Origin of the sequence: Mesorhizobium sp., assembly GCF_005063415.1 — a bacterium.
Lineage (GTDB): Bacteria > Pseudomonadota > Alphaproteobacteria > Rhizobiales > Rhizobiaceae > Mesorhizobium.
The window spans coordinates 437-3108 of the sequence record NZ_SUEG01000275.1; the positions used below are offsets into that span (position 1 = coordinate 437).

Annotated in this window: 3 protein-coding genes and 1 pseudogene; all 4 read left to right on the top strand. The window is 65.0% G+C overall.

The window, feature by feature from the left end; genetic code table 11:
* Positions 1-548, top strand: a 548-nt coding sequence (locus E5W70_RS31575) for an RNA methyltransferase (protein ID WP_292665186.1), incomplete at its 5' end; no start/stop codon positions are given.
* 26 nt (positions 549-574) lie between these two features.
* Complete coding sequence (lspA, locus tag E5W70_RS31580; RefSeq protein ID WP_292665190.1) at positions 575-1051, top strand: signal peptidase II; 477 nt, start codon at positions 575-577, stop codon at positions 1049-1051.
* 51 nt (positions 1052-1102) lie between these two features.
* Positions 1103-2092 (top strand): MDR family oxidoreductase, encoded by a 990-nt coding sequence (locus tag E5W70_RS31585; RefSeq protein WP_292665188.1) that lies wholly within the window; start codon positions 1103-1105, stop codon positions 2090-2092.
* An 86-nt stretch (positions 2093-2178) separates the two neighbouring features.
* Positions 2179-2672 (top strand): annotated as a pseudogene (locus tag E5W70_RS31590) (hybrid sensor histidine kinase/response regulator); the annotation flags it as partial.

Sequence of the window (2672 nt, forward strand, 5' to 3'; positions counted from 1 at the left end):
ATCCGCAAATGGTCGTCGGCGTGTTCTCGCAGAAATTGCTGCCGCTGAAAGATATCCGCGCCCGTGACGGCGACGTCTGGGTGGCGCTCGACCGCGTCCGCGACCCCGGCAATCTCGGCACCGTCATCCGCACGGTCGACGCTGTCGGCGCCAGGGGCGTCATCCTGGTCGGCGAGACCACCGATCCCTTTTCGGTTGACACGGTGCGCGCCACCATGGGCTCGATTTTCGCCGTGCCGGTCGCCAAGGCGACGCCCGAGACTTTTCTCGCCTGGCGAAAGAGCTTTCCCGGCCTTGTCGCCGGTACCCATCTGAAGGGTGCGGTCGACTACCGCTCGGTCGATTTTTCAAAAGGCCCGGTGCTTTTGATGATGGGCAACGAGCAGCAAGGCCTGCCTGACGAGCTTGCCGCAAGCTGCGACAAGCTGCTGCGGATACCGCAGGCTGGCCGCGCCGATTCGCTCAACCTTGCGGTGGCCACCGGCGTCATGCTGTTCGAGATCCGGCGCGGCGCGCTGAAGCTCGGCCCGGAGGACGCCAGATCGTGACATCTCAAACCGTGAAACTGCAAACCATGAAGTCCTGGAGGCCGCATGCTCTTCTGGTCGTCGCCGCGATAGCGCTCGACCAGTGGCTGAAATATCTGGTCGAAACCGGCCTTGCCTTTCAGGAACGGCTCGACCTGCTGCCGTTCCTGGCGCTGTACCGCACCTACAACACCGGCATCGCGTTCTCGCTGTTTTCGTCCTTCGGCGACACCGGCCTGGTGGTCGTCGCGGTTCTGGTGGTCGCTTTCGTGCTCTATCTTGCGGCCCGCACGCCGCCCGGCCACCTGCTTGCCCGCATCGGCTTCGCACTGATCGTCGGCGGCGCGCTCGGCAACCTGATCGACCGCGCTGCCTATGGCCACGTCATCGACTATATCCTGTTTCATACGCCGGTCTGGTCCTTCGCCGTCTTCAACCTCGCCGACGCCTTCATTTCGGTCGGTGCCGTGCTGGTCGTCTTCGACGAACTCATTGGCTGGCGGCGCGGAACGTCGAGCGATTGACCTCACTCGCCTGGCGCCGCACATTCTGATCTGCAAGCCCGAGGAGAAAAAATGCCCAAAACCTTCAAAGCCATCCTCGTTTCGCGCGACGCCGAGAAAAACCAGTCGGTCGCGGTGACCGAGCTTACCGAGGCAGACCTGATGGAGGGCGACGTCACCGTCGCGGTCGAGGCGACGACGGTGAACTACAAGGACGGCCTTGCGATTACCGGCAAGGCGCCGGTGATCCGCCGCTGGCCGCTGGTGCCGGGCATCGATCTCGCCGGCACCGTCATCTCGTCTTCCAATCCCGACTGGCGCAAGGGTGACAAGGTCATATTGAACGGCTGGGGCGTCGGCGAGACGCATTTCGGCGCCTTTGCCGGACGCGCCCGCGTCAAGGGCGACTGGCTGGTGCCGCTGCCGGACGGCATGAGACCGCATGATGCAATGGCGGTCGGCACCGCCGGCTACACCGCCATGCTTTGCGTCATCGCGCTGGAGCGCCACGGCATCGTGCCCGATCGCGGCCCGGTGGTGGTGACGGGCGCTGCCGGTGGCGTCGGGTCGGTCGCGGTCTCGATCCTGTCCAGCCTCGGCTATCACGTCATTGCCTCGACCGGCCGCGCTGCCGAAAGCCCCTATCTGATAGATCTTGGCGCCGCGGAAGTGATTTCACGCGACGAGCTTGCCCAGCCTGCAAAACCGCTCGCCAAGGAACGCTGGGCCGGTGGCGTCGATGCTGTCGGCAGTCATACGCTGGCCAACGTACTGTCGATGACCTCCTATGGCGGCGCCGTCGCCGCTTGCGGCCTCGCCGGCGGCATGGACCTCCCGGCAAGCGTCGCCCCGTTCATTCTGCGCGGCGTCTCGCTGCTCGGCATCGATTCGGTGATGGCGCCCAAGGCGGTCCGCATCGAGGCCTGGCGCCGCATCGGCACCGATCTCGATCACGCAAAGCTTGCCAGCCTGTCGACGAGCATCGGCTTCGACGGCATCATCGGCGCCGCGCATGACATCGTTGAGGGCAAGATCCGCGGCCGCGTGGTGGTGGACATGTGAGCCCCAAAGGGAAAAAAGAGCGCGACCGCTAAAATTCGAACGATCAACCACAACCTTCGATAAGCTCTGTCTGGCAGGAGTTCCGTATGATTGCGGAATCCGGCATCAGAGAGGCGGAGCCAGCCGAACGGGCCGACGGAACGGTCCCCGAGGCGCCAGGGCGGCAGCTTGTCGCCGCGCCACCGCTGGCGCCGGAATTGCCGGACGCCAACCGCCACGGCCTGCCCTTCCTGACTCTCGTCGCCATCGTCGTGTTGGCAGGCCTGTCGCATCTGACCGGAGCGCCGATCTTCATCACCATTGGCCTTTTGGCGACAGCCATCGCCGGGCTCGCCATGCATCTGCGCAACAGGCGCACCCAGCGTCGCGCGGTGGCCCTGCTCGATGCCACGACCGCCCGCAGCCGCGCCGAAATCGAGACGCTGGCCGACCGCATGTGGGAGATGCAGGAGAGCGAGGAGCGCTTTCACGGTCTGATCGATGCACTCGGCGATCTCGTCGTCCACCGCGACCGCGACGGCCATATCGTCTACGCCAACAAGGTTTTCGCCGACCTTGTCGAAACCGACCAGCGCGACCT

Bases quoted from the DNA above. Each gene is read 5' to 3' on its own strand.
- lspA (WP_292665190.1), top strand. From the start codon at position 575: ATGAAGTCCTGGAGGCCGCATGCTCTTCTGGTCGTCGCCGCGATAGCG.
- E5W70_RS31585 (WP_292665188.1), top strand. From the start codon at position 1,103: ATGCCCAAAACCTTCAAAGCCATCCTCGTTTCGCGCGACGCCGAGAAA.